The sequence below is a fragment of the Candidatus Saccharimonadales bacterium genome, from assembly GCA_035758565.1.
Taxonomy (GTDB): domain Bacteria; phylum Patescibacteriota; class Saccharimonadia; order Saccharimonadales; family UBA10212; genus DASTXL01.
On sequence record DASTXL010000002.1, the window covers coordinates 197446 to 211572 of the forward strand.

Genomic DNA, 14127 nt, shown 5'->3' on the forward strand with positions numbered 1-14127 from the left:
CTGTGTAGCCTTGTCTAAAAAACTTATATAAATTAATCTTAAAGAATGCTGGTTAAAAATCTGCTGGACGTGTTCCGGCCTAAGCGCTGGTACCGTAATTTAATGATGATCATCGGCGTGCTCATCGCTGTAAAAGTTCTCAATTTAGACATTTCCCAAACCTTTGGTGGAACTAATAGTTGGACGTTTGTGGCCGCTCTAGTTTCGCTATGTTTGATCGCTTCGGCCAACTACGGCATCAATGAGGTGCTAGACGCGCCGTTTGACGCTAAGCACCCACAGAAAAAGCATCGGGCCATTCCGTCGGGCCGAATTTCGGCTAAGCTTGTAGTTTGGATTTCGATTGGACTATATATACTAGGCATGGCCGTGGTGGCACTTACCACTAAGTGGCCGCTAATCGCTTCGGTATTCCTGCTTTTGCTCAGCGGCATAGTTTATAACATTCCGCCTATTAGATTAAAAGACCGCGCTTACGTGGACTTTACCACCGAAGCTCTTAATAACGCTATCCGCTTAATGATCGGTTGGTACGTTATAGCCAGTAGCAGCCAGTGGGTGCCGGCGTCCTTTGTGCTGGCTTATTGGTTTATCGGGGTCTTTTTAATGGCTTCTAAACGCTTTGGCGAAATCCGTTTGATTGGTGACAGGAAAGCCGCTGGTGAATACCGCCGCAGCCTAGCCCATTACGATGAAGAGCATTTATTAATGTCGATGATCGGCGCCCTGGCAGCCTGTTATTTTATGGTCGGTTTCTTGTGCTTTAAGTACAGCGTCGATATTGTTATTGTCCTGCCATTTATGGTCGGTTGGGTAATCTGGTTCTTTAAGCTGGCTTTCGAAGACAACACCATTGTTAAAGATCCGGAACGTATTTTTGAAAAAAAAGGCTTTTTGTCTTATAGCTTGCTAACCGGCATATTGTTTGCCTACTTTTTCTTTAGTGGCAGCCAATTTCTTAACTGGATAAAATAATGGCTAAACCGGTACTCGCTGCCTTTGATTTTGACGAAACGCTTATAGCTAAGGATAGTCTGCTGGATTTTCTACGATACTCATTCAACACCCCAACATTTTTAATTAAGAGTGCGTGGTTTATCCCAACCCTAGTTGCTTTTAAGACAGGCAGGATTAGTAACTCAGAAGCTAAGCGCCGGTTACTCACTCTGTTTTTGAAAGGTATGGACGATAAAAGATTTGGCCTACTCTGCGAGGCTTATGTCAACCGTTTAGAAATTATTAAAAATCCAGAAGCCATCGAGCGTCTGCGGTGGCACGCCAAAAAAGGCCACAAAACAATAATTATCAGCGCCTCGGCCGAAGATTGGATTAAGCCCTGGGCGGCACGATATGGCGTAAGCGATGTGATCGCCACCAAACTTGAAAGAAAGCAGGGCAAGCTTACCGGTAGCTTATCCGGCAAAAATTGCCACGGGCCAGAAAAGATAGTTCGCTTGCTAAAAGATTTTCCGGACCGCGGCAATTATGAATTATATGTTTACGGCGACGGCAAATCCGATCAAGATCTTTTTAAGGTTGCCGACCGAATTTTCGAAAAAAAGTTTGCCTGATGGACACAGAAGTTATTATCAAAACAGCTTCTGGAGCAGAAAGAGTTAGTGTCCTGTTTTCGGAGTTCCCAGATCAGGACAGTCACTGTGTTGTGGAGGATTGCGACAAAGTTGCCGACAAGCCAGTACTTATTATGCACAGTCTCTACCCCGATCAGAACAATCAACTCGTTAAGCTAGTTCTACTTTTAAGCGCCCTTAAAGACGCCGGTGCTGTTAGTGTGGCCGTTTTTGTTCCGTATTTGCCCTACAGCCGTCAAGACAAAAAACATGTCGCCGGCGAAGCTGTTAGTTTGGACGTTGTTCTGTCGTTTATGGCGAACGCCGGCTGCGACCAGCTTTATACGATCGATTGCCACTTTATGAAAGGAGCCGCTCAGTGCGAGCGGGCCGGACTCAGTATTAAGAATTTTTCCGCAGGCAAAAGATTGCTCGATCACTGTCGAAGCGTTCTGAGCAACGAAGACCTGCAGATTATTGGTCCTGATGAAGGCGCTAAGTATCTTCTAGACGGCACCCGTAGTGGGCATATGAAAAAGCTGCGGGGTGGTTATGGAGAGCTTGCTAAAGGCAACAGCTACCGTAAGATTGCCGAGCTCAAAAGCGAACACCTCGATATAACTTGCGGAGACATAGTCATCGTCGACGATATGATAAGCACCGGCTCGACTCTTATTAAGGCCATTGATAATTTAAAAAATCAGGGAGCAAAAAACATTTCTTGCGTAGCGAGCCACGGTCTATTTATAGGCGACGCCTACCAAAAAATAAATAAACTTTGTTCAAACATAGTCGTCTCGGACACGATTAATCACTTGAAATCGGTGCCGGTTGTTGACGATTTACTTATTGAAAAGATAATTCCTGATTGGTTTAAACTAGACCCAGCAAGTACTGACCATACCCGGATTTAGTGAGCGGCTGAGCTAACTCTTTGAGCTTAGCGTCGTCGATAAAACCCTGGCGCCAGGCAGCTTCCTCTATGCAGCCAATTTTGATACCTTGACGCTCTTCGATAACTTGCACGAACTGGGCAGCCTGATTAAGCGTGGCAAAGGTGCCGGTGTCGAGCCAAGCGGTGCCACGGTCTAGTAGCTGAACTTTGAGCTTGCCGGCTCGCAAATAGGCGTTGTGGAGCTCGGTGATTTCAATCTCTCCACGAGCCGATGGTTTAACATCTTTGGCGTAATCAACAACATCGTTATCGTAAAAATATAATCCTGGAATGGCGTAGTTCGATTTTGGTTTTTCTGGTTTTTCTTCGATGGATAAAACGTTCATATCCTTGTCGAACTCCACGATGCCGTAACGCTCTGGGTCGGCGACTTGAGCGCCAAAAATATAACCACCATCAACGTCGGTTAAACTTTTTAGGTCGCTAAGTTGGCTGCCGTAAAAAATGTTATCGCCTAAAATCATGGCCACCTTGTCATTGCCAATAAAGTCGGCGCCAACTATAAAGGCGTCTGCCAAACCACGGGGCTCATCTTGGACTTTATAGCTAAAGGAGCAGCCGATCCGGCTACCATCGCCCAGTAACTGTTCAAAGCGGGGCAAATCGTGCGGCGTAGAGATAATTAGAATTTCTCGTATGCCTGCATCGATCAGTGTTGTTAACGGGTAGTAAACCATGGGTTTGTCATAAAGCGGGATAAGCTGTTTACTAACGCCCATAGTAATTGGATAAAGTCTGGTGCCAGATCCTCCGGCTAAAATTATGCCCTTCATTTATTTTTTCTCCATTTCCTTATCGACGTAATTCTTGAGTTCGCTATGCCAGTCGCTGAGCTGAGCCCCGGAAGACTTTATTTTAGTTAAGTCCATAGCGCTCTTTAAAGGTCGAGGTGAACTTTCGGGCTTGCTGGCGAAGTACTCCGCTGTTGTAGTGTCGGTAACCTTCAGGTCTTTACGGCCCATATACTCAAAGATTAGGCGAGTGATATCGGCCCAAGAAGCCGGGTCTCCATCATTTGAGACATTATAGATTCCAAATTCAATTTGATTTCTTAGTGCATGGTCGATGACATCAACCAGCGTGGGCGTAAAGGTCAGGCGGCCTACTTGATCCGCTACTACGGTCGGCGAAACATTCTTTTCGGCCAAACCCATCATGGTACGGACGAAATTGTGGCCCTCGCCAATTAACCAGGAAATACGAAAAATGTAGTGCTTGGGTGTCAGGCCGGCCACGATTTCACTCGCTGCTTTAGTTTGTGCGTAAACGCCCAGCGGCGAATAAGGCTCATTGACGGCGTGATTGTCTTTGGTGCCGTCAAAAACATACTCTGTTGAAACATGAACCAGAGTCAAATTATTCACCTGAGCAGCTTCAACTAGATGAGCTACCGCCTGAGCATTGACTCTCCAAGCCGCCACTCGGCCTTCAGGTGTTTCGGCCGCGTCAACATTCGTAAATGCGGCAGCGTTGATTATCGCATCGATGTTAGACCAATTGTAGCCAAGTACGCTATCGCGATTAGTGATATCCATCTGATCGATGTCGGCTGATTGAGCATTTGGATATTTTTGGCGTAGGGCGGTGCCTAGCTGACCATTAGCGCCGGCAATAAAAATCTTTGAACCGTCCATTAAATCTCCATCGGGATTACATTATCTAGCATTGGGTGAGCAGCATCCTTATCAGAAATAATGGCCTGGTCTTTTGGAATTGGCCAGCTTATTCCAATGGCTGGGTCAAACAAGTTCACGAAAGTATATTTAGCATCCGGAGACCAGTGTTCGTTAACTAAATATGTATAAGTTACGTTTTCATCCAGGGTCTGGTAGCCGTTGGCCACGCCGCGCGGCACGAACACAGCTCTACCTGGATTAATCTCGAGTGTCAGAGTTTTGCCGAAGCTATCACCGGCTCGCAGGTCAACCCACGCGCCGAACACCCGACCGTTAGCAACAGAAATAAACTTTTCCCAGGGTTCGGCATGCAGACCCCGTGTCACCCCTCGCTGCTTGTTATAGGAAAAATTATTCTGGACAACTTCAAATTTGGGTAAGCCTAGCGCTTCCATCTTCTCTTTCTGATAATTCTCCTTAAACCAGCCGCGATTATCACCATAAACGGCCAGATCTATTTCGTAAAATCCAGGAATATCTAGCTCCCAAACCTTTAATTCTTGGAAGTCTTTAGGATCAAAAGTCATTTATTGTCCTTTCTCAGCGTAAGCGGCTTCGACTGCTTGCTTCTCTTGCTCCCACCAATTGCGGTTGGCTTTATACCATTCAATTGTTTGGATTAGGCCATCCTTCATGCCATTGTTATCAGTGTATTTAGGCTGCCAGCCGAGTTCACGGCGGAGCTTTGATGAATCCATGGCGTAACGCATATCGTGACCGGGTCTGTCGTTGACGTGTTCGTACCAATCTTTAGACTTGCCCATAAGTTCTAAAATCATTTCAATCACCATTTTGTTGTTGGTGTGATCGTTGTCGGCGCCAATTATGTAAGTTTCGCCCAATTTACCTTTTTCCAAAATCAAGAGCACGGCGTCGTTGTGATCGTCGACATGGATCCAGTCGCGAACTTGCTCGCCGGTGCCGTAAAGCTTTGGTTTGATATCGCTTAAAACATTAGTTATTTGCCGCGGAATAAATTTTTCGATGTGCTGGTATGGGCCGTAGTTGTTAGAGCAATTTGAAATAGTAGCCTTAACGCCAAAGCTGCGAATCCAGGCGCGAACCAACATATCGGAACCGGCTTTAGTAGAAGAGTAGGGACTCGATGGGTTATAAGGAGTATCTTCGTTGAAGCGATTTGGGTCGTCCAACTCCAATTCGCCAAAAACTTCGTCGGTCGAAATATGATGCAGACGTTTATCGTGTTTGCGAACGGCTTCTAAAATTCGGTAGGTTCCAATCATGTTAGTTTCGACAAATGGCCATGGCGAGTGCAAAGAGTTGTCGTTGTGTGATTCGGCCGCGAAGTGCACTACGGCATCGCAAGCCGCCACCGCCTTATCAATAAGCTGTTCGTCGCATATATTGCCCTGAATAAACTCTAAGCGCTGCTCATCAAGTCCGGCTAGGTTTTCTTTGTTACCGGCGTAGGTCAGGGCGTCAATTACTGTAATGCGCCAATCAGGACGTTGGTTAAGAATGCACCGGGTAAAATTTGACCCAATGAATCCAGCGCCGCCAGTAACTAACAATCTCATATTTCATAAGCTAGTATATCAAGTAAATTGTCGGTGAGTTTATGTCATCTTTTTGTTAAAGTTTACTTATGCCAACCAAGAAGCTGACCGCCAAAGTGCGGTTTTTTCACGCAATTACTCCGAAGAAGCTTGTAAAACCTTTAGCTTTATTTACCTTAGCTATAGCGGCGGTCGCCGCTATAGCCACCTTGGGCATAATTACTGAGCCGTCTGCTAGTAAAAAGAATGATGCCCAAACGACGCCAAAACCTGTGACGCCCCTATGTTTCAGAGGAGTATCGCTCAATATTGTTGCTCACGAAGACGATGATATTCTATTTATGAATCCTGATATTCAGCAAGATATTTATGATGGACGATGTGTTACAACAGTGTTCGTAGCTTCTGGAGACCCCGGTTTGGGCCTGGATTATATCAAATCGCGTGAAGCCGGTGCTCGGGCTGCCTATGCCTTTATGAGTGGCGAACCCAATAAATGGATCGAGTCCACCAGACTTTATGACGGCCGGTCAATAGAAACTTACAGTCTGGATAATTATCCTAAAATACGGCTAATGTTTATGAGATTACCCAACAGCGACGGAGGTGCAGATGGCTTCTCGCTTTATAGCAACCAAACGTTAGAACGCTTACGCCAAGACAAAATATCTCAGGTTGAGGCTGCGGACGGTACGGCTACCTATACTTCGTCCGATCTTGTGGCTACTTTGGCCAGTATCATACAAAAAGTTCATCCTGATACTGTTCGTACCCAAGACTTCACAATCGCGTTTGGCAACACGGCCGGTGATCACTCTGACCACCTAGCTGTGGCTGATTATACGATTGATGCCAACGAACTCGTTAGTTATCCACACGTCCTAATTGGCTATAAAGATTATCCGATTGCCAGTTTTCCAGTTAACCTAGCACCCGCTCAGATAAAACGCAAAGAAAGCATTTGGTTTGCTTACAGCCCAAATGACAAAGAAGTCTGTGACACTATCGAAATGTGCAAAGATACAAAAGGCAACACCTACTATCAGTGGTTCTATAGAGAATATACAGTGGGCACTATCCCCTCGTACTATTCGGTCGGCGTCCCAGCGAATGTGCCGGCCAGCATTCGTTAAAGACATTAGCGTTTTGATATACTTTTAGACAATGAGCAAATCTTGGGGAGCGCCAATAGTTAACTTTAAAGAGTTTGAGCGCTTGCGACCAAAGCTAGGCAAAATTGTAGCTACCAGCGGCGGCTACGACCCAATTCACCCCGGGCATATCAGTCTAATTATTGATAGCCGAAAATATGGAGATACGGTCGTAGTTATAGTGAACGGCGATGATTTTTTGAAAGCAAAAAAAGGCAAGCCGTTCCAAAACCTAGAAACCCGCTGCCTGATTGTCAGCGGCATAAAAGAAGTAGATTATGTGATACCGGCTATAACTGAAACCGACATGAGCGTCAACCAGGCGCTGGCAGCCGTCCGGCCGCACGTCTATACCAAGGGCGGAGATACGGTTGATCCGTCGACCATTCGTGAATGGGACGTCTGTCAAAAATATAATATCGAAGTTGTTTTTGGCGTGGGCGAAGATAAGCAATGGTCGTCCAGCTGGTTCCTAAAAGACTGGGACGACGCCAAAGAAAGTCGTGTCTAAGAATTCTGCCTGATAATTTCTTGCACCCGCTCGATTAGCCGGTCTAGTTTGTCTTGAGAGCGCGATTCGGCATTTAGGCGCATCAGCGGTTCGGTATTGCTCGAGCGGACACTCATGCGCCAATCCTTAGTTTCTATTACGACGCCGTCGGTTCGGTCGATTTTGGCACCAGTTCCCAGTTCATGCTCAATTACAGTAATGATTTTCTGAGGATTGGCTATCTCAAAGTTTATTTCGCCAGAGACTTTAAACTCCTGCATTAATGGAGCGACGAGCTCTTCTAAACTTTTATCTCCTCGACTCATTAGTTGCATTACCAACAAAAGCGGCACAATGCCGTTATCGGCGTAAAAACTTTTCTTAAAGTAATAATGCCCGCTGGATTCACCAGCGAAGACGGCGCTTTCTTCACGCATTCGGCGCTTAATGAAAGTATGCCCTGTGCGGTTGGCGATAGCTACTCCGCCAGCCGATTCAATCGATTGCTTTATCGGCCAGCTGGTCGTCAGATCGTAAATAATTTTAGCGCCAGGTTGCTTTTTGAGCACTTCTTCCGACAGCAGAGCGATTATGTAGCAACTGGGTATAAACGTACCGTCGCCAGCAAAGAGAAAACAGCGATCGGCGTCGGCATCCCAGGCCACGCCTAGGTCGTAAGCTCCTTTTTTCAGTGCTTCGCTCATCTCTGCTCTGTTTTCGGGTAGCAGCGGATTTGGTGGGCCCTTTGGAAATGTGCCGTCTTGCTCCCAGTTAAGATGTTCTAGCTTTAGCCCTAGGCGATCAGCTAGTATATCAACACCTCGGCCAACCGCACCAAAGTTCGCATTGGCTAGTATGTTGTAGGGTTTAATCTTGCCGGCGTCCACATAACTGAGTAAGTGCTCAACATAGTCTTCAATAATTTCTTTTTTTGATGCAACGCCTTGTTTGTTTGCTACAGTTGCTTGATGCTTGGCCAACACCCAATCCTTGATGGCCTCTAACTGCTCGCTGCCAAGCGGTGCACCGCCGGCTTCGGCGAATTTAAAACCGTTATACTCGCTGGGATTGTGAGAGGCGGTTACAGAAATGCCACCGCCGTAACCATAATTTCCGACGGCGAAGTACAGTTGGTCGGTGGTGATGACGCCAATGTCGATAACATCTACACCCGACTCGATCAAGCCACGAATCAGCTCCGGCTTAAGCTTTTCGCCGGAGGCCCGCACGTCGCGGCCGACAGCGACTTTTTTGGGTTTAAGAGCAGCGGCATAGGCTCTGCCAATCAGGTAGGCCACCTGCTCATTAACCTGACCAGGGTATAGCCCCCTGACGTCATAAGCCTTAAAAATTTTGTCGAGTTCGTTCATCTCTTATCCTTTCAACTTATCCACTGAAAAAATGTTTGCGAGTAACTTTTTATCTCTAAAGATTAATTTCATATGTGGAAATTTATTGAATCAATTATTGGTTCAATTTCCACGATTATTCTACCGTAACCGACTTTGCCAAATTGCGTGGACGATCGACATTTTTGCCCAAGCTGATCGCCACGTAATACGAGAACAGCTGCAATACAATTGCTACTAGAATTGGCTGAACCTGTTCCAGGCAGTCAGGAATGTAAATAACCTCGTCGGCGATTCTTTTAATTGATTTATTGCCTTTTGTGGCCAGGGCGACCACTGGTCCAGACCTGGCGCGGATTTCCTCAATATTAGAGTACGTTTTTTCCATCATAGAGCCATCCGGCGCGATAGCGAAGGTGGCGAAGTTTTCATCGATCATAGCCAGCGGTCCGTGCTTCATCTCGCCGGCAGCGTAACCCTCGGCGTGAATATAGCTGATTTCTTTTAGCTTCAGTGCGCCCTCCAGGGCGCAAGGGTAGTTATATCGCCGCCCAATGTATAAGAAGTTTTTATAGCCGGCAAATTTTTCGGCAATTTCTTTAATAGCGTCGGCCTGAGCCAGCACCACCTCGGCTTTACGCGGCAGCTCATCGAGCTCCTTAAGTAACGGTTCAAAAAGGTTGGTTGGCTGATGACCCAAGTGCAGAGCAATTTCGGCGAGCACTGTAACTTGGGCGATGAATGCTTTTGTGCTGGCAACGGCTCGCTCTGGTCCGGCGTGGCAGTAAACGCCAGCATCAGTTATGCGAGCGATGGTCGAACCAACAGCGTTAACAATCCCGAGCCTCAAGACCCCAGAGCCCTCAACCTTCCTCAAAGCGGCAATCGTATCGGCCGTTTCGCCGGATTGCGATATTGCCAAAACAGCCGTGCTGCGGCTCAAGGGTTCCTCGCGATATTTGAATTCGCTAGCAAGTTGAACTTCTACCGGAATGCCAGCTAACTCTTCTATAAGGTACTCGCCCACCAGGCCAGCGTAATAGGATGTGCCGCAGGCCACAATTATTATCCGCTCGATATATTTAAGCTGTTCGGAAATGCTCTCCAGGCCGCCTAATTTCACGGTTGAACTTTTTGGTTTAATGCGGCCAAGCGTGGCCGAGCGGATAGTTTGAGGTGCCTCAAAAATCTCTTTAAGCATAAAGTTGGGGTAGTCGCCCAAGCTTGCTTGCTCAAGGTCAAAGTCCAGCAACTCGGCGTCGCGCCTTATTTTTTTGTCGCGGTTGATGTTTTTGATGTGGTAGCCATCGCGTTTTACTACAACCAACTCGTGGTCGTCCAGATAGACAACGTTTTTAGTGTGTTCCATTACCGCCGTCGGGTCGGAAGCCAGGATATATTCGTTATCGCCAACGCCCAGAATCAACGGACTGGATAGCCGGGCGGCATAAATAGCGTCTGGATCGCTGGCGTTAATAATGGCAATTGCGTAGGCGCCTCTTAAATCCTGGAGTGTCCGCTCAAAGGCTGACGGCATGTCAAAATCGCGCTTGAGATAGTAGTCGATTAGATGGGGAATTACCTCTGTGTCGGTTTGAGAAACAAACTGGTAGCCCTCGGCCTCGAGCCTATCGCGAAGTTCTGCAAAGTTTTCGATGATGCCGTTATGCACGACTTGTATAGTTTTGTCGCTACTTGCGTGTGGATGAGCATTGATGATGCTCGGTGCGCCGTGGGTAGCCCAGCGGGTGTGGCCAATAGCTAAAGTCGGTAAAGATTTTGTAGAACCAGCGGCTTTGGCTAGTTGCTCTACGCGGCCGACTTTTTTGATGACATTTATTTGGCCATTAGCCAAAAAAGCGATTCCGGCCGAATCATAGCCTCTATATTCCAGGGCCTCTAGGCCCGAAATAACCGGTTCAATAGCGTTCTTACGACCAATATAACCAACAATTCCGCACATAGTTTTAAATAACTCTCCTTCTTAAAATGCTTGGGATAATTCGCGAGGAATAGCTATGAATTATAGAAAGGTTATTTTAACTATCAATACAAATTGGCAACAAAAAATTGACAAAAATTCAACTGTTGTTTAATTTGTTAGAAAATGATTGGTGACAAACCTACAATTCAGCAAGTGCTTAAGAATTTAGGCTTTTCTGAAGCCGAAGGCGAGACATTTTGGGCGCTCATGAATCTAGAAACCGTTTCAATTCGCAAAGTGGCGGCCGCTAGCGGTATTAATCGAGGCACGACCTACGAAGCAATTAAGAGCCTGGTTGCAGCCGGCCTGGTCACGGCCCGTAAAGTCGGCGCGCGCGAATACTTTACCGCCGAATCTCCAGATAAAATTAATGATTTGATTCGCGACAAGCGCAAGGATTTATTGCAAGTCCAGCAAGACGCCCAAAAATTAATTCCAGAGCTTTTGGCCCGTAAAGCTCGGCCCAAAGGCCGGCCGCTAGTTAAGTATTACGAAGACGATGAAGGCGTGGTGACAATCCTACGGGATGTGTTGCAAACTTGCGGCCAGCTAGATAAGCCGGAATACCGCGTTTATTCGTCACGGCCTCTGCGCCAGTATTTATACCGCAAGTTCCCGCAATTTACGGATCGCCGGGTGCGTGAGGGCATTGCCGTAAAAGTGATTGCTGTTGGTGAGGGCGGCGACCCGGCAGAAGTAAGCGAACGTAAGTGGCTGCCGGAACCAGCTGGCGGCGAGATCTCAAGCTACGCAATTATTTATGGCGATAAAGTAGCTAATATCTCGATTTCCAGCGACTTCACGCCTTACGGAGTGGTGATCGAAGACGCTGGTGCTGCCGCTATGCAGCGCTTATTATTCGATAAGCTTTGGCGATCTTTATAAGCCGGCTATAAACTTACTAAATTTAGTCCGGAATTCGGCGGCCGAAAATTGGCTAGCGAACTTTGCGATTTTTTCGTGGTTGAAACTATCGGGCTTAAAGTTTGCTAAAGCCCTGGCTAGTGATTTAGCGGTCTGTTCATTAAACAATAAACCCGTATCTTTAGTTACGTAATCCAGCGCGCCGCCCTGACCGTAGGCTATAACTGGCGTGCCAGCCGCCAGAGCCTCCACGGCTACAATTCCAAAATCATCCAATCCAGGGAAGATAAAAGCTTGGCTGGTCTTAAACAAATGAACGAGCTTTTCGTCGTCGGCCTGCATGAATGTAACACTTTTGCCGGCCATTTTTTTAAGACGTCGGTTATCGGGGCCTTTGCCGGTTACAATGAGCGGCATACTGAGCTGGCTGCAAGCTTCAACCGCTAAAGCTATGCGCTTATATGGTGTTTGCCGGCCAGCCGTTATAAAGCCGCGCCGGGGTTCATCCACGTTGCCGCCGTAGCGCTCGACATCAACCGGCGGGTGAATGACATACGCCTCGCGGCCATAATATTTTTTGATTTCGGATTTAATAAAGTTAGAGTTGGCAATTACATAGTCTGGGCGCTGGGCGGCCTGATAGTCCCAGCGGCGCAAAGGACCAACCAGCAGCTTGAGACCCAGGCGGGCCACAGGATCAAACCGGCCAAAGCCGGGTTGTTGCATATACTCGTCGTAGCGGCTCCAATAATAGTGAGTCGGCGCATGACAATAGTTAACATGTAAAGTATTTTGACTAGTTTTAATGCCTTTAGCCTCGGCGCCAGAGCTAGAAATCACTAAATCATAATCAGAAAAATCTAATCGGCTAAACCACCAAATTCTAAGGATTGGTAGATATTTGCGCATACTCGAGAACGGCCACTTTTGCAAAAAACCAGTGATTATAGGTGCTGGTTCTAGGCGCTTGCGCCATTCGTCGGAAATGTAAGATGTGTAGATAGGTGCTTCTGGATAGAGTTTGTGAATTTCTAAAACAACCTTTTCGGCACCGCCGCCAACAAACCAGTCGTGAACAATCGCGACTTTTGACTTGGCCATTTAAAAAGCTCCGCTGCGCGAAAGTACGGCTCTGATGGTTTTGATGACAATGCTGATATCGAGCCACAGACTCCAATTCTGAACGTAATAAATGTCCAGATTGCGACGCTCTTCAAAGCTAATGTCACGCCGGCCCGAGACCTGGGCGAGCCCGGTCAATCCGGACTTAACAGCCAGGATCGTGTGGCGCTGCTCATACAACGATAGCTCCTGGGGAATTAAGGCCCGCGGACCAACAAAACTTAAATCGCCGCGAAAAATATTTATAAGCTGCGGCAACTCATCAAGACTGGAAGCACGCAGCCATTTACCGATTGGTGTAATGCGTGGATCTTTGGGCAAGTAGTCGCCGTTGGCCCGATACTGCCGGGCAAGTTCCGGTTGCCCCATCATGGCAAAAGCTTCCTCTGGTGTGGTGCCATCATATTTTCTGTATTGTGTGCGGAATTTAAAAACTTTAAACTCCTGATCAAACCGAGTCAAGCGCACTTGGCGGAAGAAGATCGAGCCACCGCCGCTAACTAGTTCGAGTAAGGTTATAAGTAAGAAAAGCGGCGAAGTTACGATTAGTAGCAGTGAGGCAAAAATAAAATCGCAAACGCGTTTAACCACTCGGCCCCACCCAATGAGCGGCGTTTGGTGGACGGCAATAACCGGCACGGATGAACGGAACAGCTCAACATCGATATTGCCGACAAACAACTCACTGTTGCCAGGTACGAAACGAAAGGCAATATGATGCACTTGGGCAAATTCTAAAATCTCGTTATTTTTAAGGTTGTCAGCATAAAGTTCGGTTTGCAAAATAGCGTGAATATCGTTGGCCTTTAGATCTTTGGTAGCTTCCTCAAGCGACGAAAACGTTTTTAAATGAGGGAATCTTTCGGCTGTGCGGCTTTTGCTGCCAATCACTCCCACTATCCGGTAGCCGGAAACCTTGTTGTTGGCAAGAGCGCCTACTAATTCGCGGGCAACTTTAGTGTCGCCAATAATGAGCAGATTGGTGATTCCAATATCATAGGCAAAAAGAATGCTGCGTAGCATGCGGACAAAATTGCGGAAGAAAATCAGGAACAGAAATGCCAAACCAAAACCGTACACCGGCACTAACCGGGCCGGGAAAATTTGGCGATTAACGGCGTAACCATAGCTGATAATAAACAGTAGGCCGACAAAGGATCCAACTAGCAAGCGTCCCATTTCGCGGAAACGCTTCTCGTAAATGTTATTGCTATAGAGGCCCAGTAAACCAAATAGTAGAATCCAAAACGGCAACAGCGCCAGAAAAGCTCCTAAATAAGTAGTCCCGCTAATCGGGTGAGCAACCGGCACCTTGCTTAAGTGGCCGCGAATGAAAAAGGCTGCAGCAAAAGCTGCCAATACGGCCAGATAATCGCCCACCACTAGGCACAAACTGTAAATTAGCGAGGCGTTGCTTTTCATTTCGTTATACTAAGATTGTAACACTT

General features: G+C 47.0%; 14 protein-coding genes. 6 read left to right on the plus strand and 8 right to left on the minus strand.

Annotation, left to right across the window (positions count from 1 at the left end):
- Nucleotides 1–45: 45 nt before the first annotated feature.
- Genes VFT49_03555 through prs form a run of 3 tightly spaced genes read left to right on the plus strand, consistent with a single transcriptional unit; the run spans nt 46 to nt 2485 of the window.
- Nucleotides 46–975 carry a UbiA family prenyltransferase gene (locus VFT49_03555; GenBank protein ID HEU5005132.1) on the plus strand — a complete coding sequence of 310 codons (930 nt, stop codon included), beginning with the start codon at nt 46–48 and terminating at the stop codon, nt 973–975.
- Nucleotides 975–1571 carry an HAD-IB family hydrolase gene (locus tag VFT49_03560; GenBank protein HEU5005133.1) on the plus strand — a complete coding sequence of 199 codons (597 nt, stop codon included), beginning with the start codon at nt 975–977 and terminating at the stop codon, nt 1569–1571. Before VFT49_03555 ends, VFT49_03560 begins: the two co-directional genes overlap by 1 nt.
- Nucleotides 1571–2485, plus strand: a complete 915-nt coding sequence (gene prs, locus VFT49_03565; GenBank protein ID HEU5005134.1) for a ribose-phosphate diphosphokinase — start codon at nt 1571–1573, stop codon at nt 2483–2485. The genes VFT49_03560 and prs overlap by 1 nt, the downstream gene beginning before the upstream one ends.
- Here prs and rfbA read toward each other — a convergent pair.
- Genes rfbA through rfbB form a run of 4 tightly spaced genes read right to left on the minus strand, consistent with a single transcriptional unit; the run spans nt 2445 to nt 5740 of the window.
- On the minus strand, nt 2445–3299 hold the full coding sequence (rfbA, locus tag VFT49_03570; protein HEU5005135.1) for a glucose-1-phosphate thymidylyltransferase RfbA: 855 nt from the start codon (nt 3297–3299) through the stop codon (nt 2445–2447). The two genes, prs and rfbA, sit on opposite strands and share 41 nt — an antisense overlap.
- Nucleotides 3300–4160: an NAD(P)-dependent oxidoreductase gene (locus VFT49_03575; protein HEU5005136.1), complete on the minus strand. Its 861-nt coding sequence runs from the start codon at nt 4158–4160 to the stop codon at nt 3300–3302.
- Nucleotides 4160–4729, minus strand: a complete 570-nt coding sequence (rfbC, locus tag VFT49_03580; protein HEU5005137.1) for a dTDP-4-dehydrorhamnose 3,5-epimerase — start codon at nt 4727–4729, stop codon at nt 4160–4162. The genes VFT49_03575 and rfbC overlap by 1 nt, the downstream gene beginning before the upstream one ends.
- Nucleotides 4730–5740 carry a dTDP-glucose 4,6-dehydratase gene (gene rfbB / locus VFT49_03585; protein HEU5005138.1) on the minus strand — a complete coding sequence of 337 codons (1011 nt, stop codon included), beginning with the start codon at nt 5738–5740 and terminating at the stop codon, nt 4730–4732.
- 68 nt (nt 5741–5808) lie between these two features.
- On the opposite strand from rfbB, the gene VFT49_03590 reads away from it, so the two are divergent.
- Both VFT49_03590 and VFT49_03595 read left to right on the plus strand, forming a co-directional pair.
- A complete protein-coding gene (locus tag VFT49_03590) occupies nt 5809–6852 on the plus strand; it encodes a hypothetical protein (protein ID HEU5005139.1) in 1044 nt (347 codons plus the stop codon).
- A 31-nt stretch (nt 6853–6883) separates the two neighbouring features.
- On the plus strand, nt 6884–7381 hold the full coding sequence (locus tag VFT49_03595; protein ID HEU5005140.1) for an adenylyltransferase/cytidyltransferase family protein: 498 nt from the start codon (nt 6884–6886) through the stop codon (nt 7379–7381).
- Here the strand turns inward: VFT49_03595 and VFT49_03600 are convergent.
- Together VFT49_03600 and glmS are read right to left on the minus strand one after the other, a co-directional pair.
- Nucleotides 7378–8730: a phosphomannomutase/phosphoglucomutase gene (locus VFT49_03600; protein HEU5005141.1), complete on the minus strand. Its 1353-nt coding sequence runs from the start codon at nt 8728–8730 to the stop codon at nt 7378–7380. The two genes, VFT49_03595 and VFT49_03600, sit on opposite strands and share 4 nt — an antisense overlap.
- 115 nt (nt 8731–8845) lie before the next feature.
- Nucleotides 8846–10672 carry a glutamine--fructose-6-phosphate transaminase (isomerizing) gene (glmS, locus tag VFT49_03605; protein HEU5005142.1) on the minus strand — a complete coding sequence of 609 codons (1827 nt, stop codon included), beginning with the start codon at nt 10670–10672 and terminating at the stop codon, nt 8846–8848.
- Nucleotides 10673–10846: 174 nt separating this feature from the next.
- Here glmS and VFT49_03610 point away from each other — a divergent pair, with 174 nt between their 5' ends.
- A complete protein-coding gene (locus tag VFT49_03610) occupies nt 10847–11578 on the plus strand; it encodes a helix-turn-helix domain-containing protein (protein HEU5005143.1) in 732 nt (243 codons plus the stop codon).
- Here the strand turns inward: VFT49_03610 and VFT49_03615 are convergent.
- Complete coding sequence (locus VFT49_03615; protein ID HEU5005144.1) at nt 11573–12658, minus strand: glycosyltransferase; 1086 nt, start codon at nt 12656–12658, stop codon at nt 11573–11575. The genes VFT49_03610 and VFT49_03615 overlap by 6 nt on opposite strands.
- On the minus strand, nt 12659–14101 hold the full coding sequence (locus VFT49_03620; GenBank protein HEU5005145.1) for a sugar transferase: 1443 nt from the start codon (nt 14099–14101) through the stop codon (nt 12659–12661).
- Between the last annotated feature and the right edge of the window lie 26 nt (nt 14102–14127).

What these genes read in the sequence shown, in the direction of transcription:
- glmS (HEU5005142.1), bottom strand. Translation starts at nt 10,672, where the DNA reads ATGTGCGGAATTGTTGGTTATATTGGTCGTAAGAACGCTATTGAACCG.
- VFT49_03575 (HEU5005136.1), bottom strand. Translation starts at nt 4,160, where the DNA reads ATGGACGGTTCAAAGATTTTTATTGCCGGCGCTAATGGTCAGCTAGGC.
- VFT49_03590 (HEU5005139.1), top strand. Translation starts at nt 5,809, where the DNA reads ATGCCAACCAAGAAGCTGACCGCCAAAGTGCGGTTTTTTCACGCAATT.
- rfbC (HEU5005137.1), bottom strand. Translation starts at nt 4,729, where the DNA reads ATGACTTTTGATCCTAAAGACTTCCAAGAATTAAAGGTTTGGGAGCTA.
- VFT49_03600 (HEU5005141.1), bottom strand. Translation starts at nt 8,730, where the DNA reads ATGAACGAACTCGACAAAATTTTTAAGGCTTATGACGTCAGGGGGCTA.
- VFT49_03620 (HEU5005145.1), bottom strand. Translation starts at nt 14,101, where the DNA reads ATGAAAAGCAACGCCTCGCTAATTTACAGTTTGTGCCTAGTGGTGGGC.
- VFT49_03595 (HEU5005140.1), top strand. Translation starts at nt 6,884, where the DNA reads ATGAGCAAATCTTGGGGAGCGCCAATAGTTAACTTTAAAGAGTTTGAG.
- rfbB (HEU5005138.1), bottom strand. Translation starts at nt 5,740, where the DNA reads ATGAGATTGTTAGTTACTGGCGGCGCTGGATTCATTGGGTCAAATTTT.
- VFT49_03615 (HEU5005144.1), bottom strand. Translation starts at nt 12,658, where the DNA reads ATGGCCAAGTCAAAAGTCGCGATTGTTCACGACTGGTTTGTTGGCGGC.
- prs (HEU5005134.1), top strand. Translation starts at nt 1,571, where the DNA reads ATGGACACAGAAGTTATTATCAAAACAGCTTCTGGAGCAGAAAGAGTT.
- VFT49_03560 (HEU5005133.1), top strand. Translation starts at nt 975, where the DNA reads ATGGCTAAACCGGTACTCGCTGCCTTTGATTTTGACGAAACGCTTATA.
- VFT49_03555 (HEU5005132.1), top strand. Translation starts at nt 46, where the DNA reads ATGCTGGTTAAAAATCTGCTGGACGTGTTCCGGCCTAAGCGCTGGTAC.
- rfbA (HEU5005135.1), bottom strand. Translation starts at nt 3,299, where the DNA reads ATGAAGGGCATAATTTTAGCCGGAGGATCTGGCACCAGACTTTATCCA.